Annotated in this window: 1 protein-coding gene and 1 pseudogene; one reads left to right on the forward strand and one right to left on the reverse strand. The window is 33.3% G+C overall.

Annotation, left to right across the window (positions count from 1 at the left end; all coding sequences use genetic code 11):
• The first annotated feature begins 315 nt into the window (after positions 1 to 315).
• Positions 316 to 1380 carry a hypothetical protein gene (locus HE1_RS04320; RefSeq protein ID WP_035545106.1) on the forward strand — a complete coding sequence of 355 codons (1065 nt, stop codon included), beginning with the start codon at positions 316 to 318 and terminating at the stop codon, positions 1378 to 1380.
• 561 nt (positions 1381 to 1941) lie between these two features.
• Here HE1_RS04320 and HE1_RS10385 read toward each other — a convergent pair.
• Positions 1942 to 2118: pseudogene (locus HE1_RS10385) on the reverse strand (transposase); the annotation flags it as partial.
• Positions 2119 to 2237 lie beyond the last annotated feature (119 nt).

Below are 2237 nucleotides of genomic sequence, written 5' to 3' on the forward strand. Positions count from 1 at the left end.
ATAGAAAAAAGGAAGAAGCTTTAAAGATAGAAGAGGATAGAAAAAAGGAAGAAGCTCTAAAGATAGAAGAGGATAGAAAAAGGGAAAAAAAAAGAAAATCTAGGTTTTAAGCATATAATAAAAGATTTCCCAAAAGAAGAAGCGCAAATCATTGATCCAAAAAAGTCTTCTTCTGCAGAACATAACGCAATTCTGGAAAAAGAAACTGTACCAGGTTCTGAGAATTCTAAAACGGATTCCCAAAAAAAAGTAAGATTTCAAGAAGAAGTACAAATCATTGATCCAAAAAAGTCTTATTCTGAAGAAAACATTGCAGTGAAAAAAATAAAAGAATTTTCTAAAAAATGTTTCTACGCGTTTCCTGATTTAAGAAAATGGGTTCCTCAGCCTGTAAAAAATTTTTCTCAAAATACTTCCTATCGTTATTTAAGCGGAGGAGGAAAAATAGCAGAAAATGTTCTAAATCTTTTTAAGATGTACGTAAAAGTTGCTCAAAACACTGTTTCTGATTTGAATAGTTTAGTAAGCACAGGAGGAAAACTTTCTATAAATGCAGCACTAGGAGGTCCTGGAGCTTTTTTCGGATCTGCAGTTTCTAGTCTTGCTTCCTACGCTATGAATGCTTCCAATCCATTACTTTCAATGGTTAACGTAGCACAATCTTTAGGGGCGCTGGATACGATTGCTAGAACATTTTTGTACGCATTTCAAATGTCTCAAAACTCTTTTGTTAATGTTGTATCAGATCTGGGCAGAAGCCTCTTTACTAAAGAAAAAGTCTTTCAAAATTTATTAAAATCCCCAGAAGTTTACAAATCTATTGTGGACGGATATGTTTTTGAAAAATTTTTTAAAGTTTTTATGAATGCATTGATAGGAATATTTTTAATTCATCATTTAACTACGCAGTATAGTGGAGAACATTCAAATGAATATATTCAGGCATTTCAAAACCTTGGCGAAGCAATAAAAGAGGTCGGAGTTGCGTTGCCAGGAGTTTTATTAGAATTCACAAAAGGAGGCAAGTGGACCGACAAAGCTCATTTTTTGTACAAAGCATTGTTTAACAATGAAGTTGCGTTGAAAAAATTTCAAAAAAGTGTTTTACTTTTGCAAAACGCCTTGCTTCAGACAGCTCAAAAAATGGTAGACTTAGGATCGCAGAACTGGTCTAGTGGAAAATATGAAGCGGTGAAGGTTGTTAGCTCTTGGATTAAAACAGGTTTGTCCAATCTTTCTGTGGCGACTAATTTTCAGTCCAAGAAATTAGACGTGGAAATTGTTATTAATAAAACTTTACGTGATGCTCCAAAGAATCTTAAGGATATTATGTCGTGGGGATTTGAATTGGGAAAATCTTTATTTTATAAAAACAAATAAAAAAATTTGGGCTCTTGCAGATTTTTTAAAAAAAAGAAGATATAGCCGCCAAAGCGTTATCAAATGATTATGATTCAAGATGAAATTTGGGGGATTATTTGATTTTTGGAGTTATGCTTTATGGGGAAAGGCAAAGGAAAAGCTATTTTAAAGAAATTTCAGAGCGTCTTCATTTAGGTATCCCTTTCGTTAATTGAATAAAATTCCTATGCTACAACGTAAAATTTTCTCTACAAAAATAGGAGTGGGTGCGTTAAGAATAAGATGTTAAGGAGTATCCTGGTGCACACTTGTTTTCTATTCGTTTAAAAAACTTCGTTGTTTTGGCATCCATGGCTGAGGTACAAGGGAAAAGCGAGCATTTTTTAACTTAATTCAAGATCTGTGTTGGTTCTTGGCATTAAATACCCGACTTATTCAAAAAAGTTCCAAAAATCAAATAGAAGATTTTACAAGTGAAAAGTCACCGGTGCACTTATCACAGATAGATAGTTTTCGTGTAAAGAATTAAATTAACGAATTATAGTGAAAACTATAGTAATTTAGGTTAAATTAGATATTTTAAAGAGCCACGAAACAACGTCGAATAGAGCATTCAATCCCCCTCTTATTAGCCAAGAATTTCTCTATTGGATTCAAATCAAGAGAGTAAGGAGGTAGAAAAATTATACTACATTTTACAGATTCTATTAATTCTCTACTTTTCTTGGATTTATGAAAAGAGGCATTATCCATAATACCACCTTGACCAAGCTTAGATCCTCGATCAGAAATCTACACAAGCTTGGAATAATACTGTGTCGCAAGATCCCTTAAACCTCATTGGTGCTATCGGCGTGTTATTAACCAAACCGGCA

Source organism: Holospora elegans E1 (assembly GCF_000648275.1).
GTDB classification, from domain to species: domain Bacteria; phylum Pseudomonadota; class Alphaproteobacteria; order Holosporales; family Holosporaceae; genus Holospora; species Holospora undulata_A.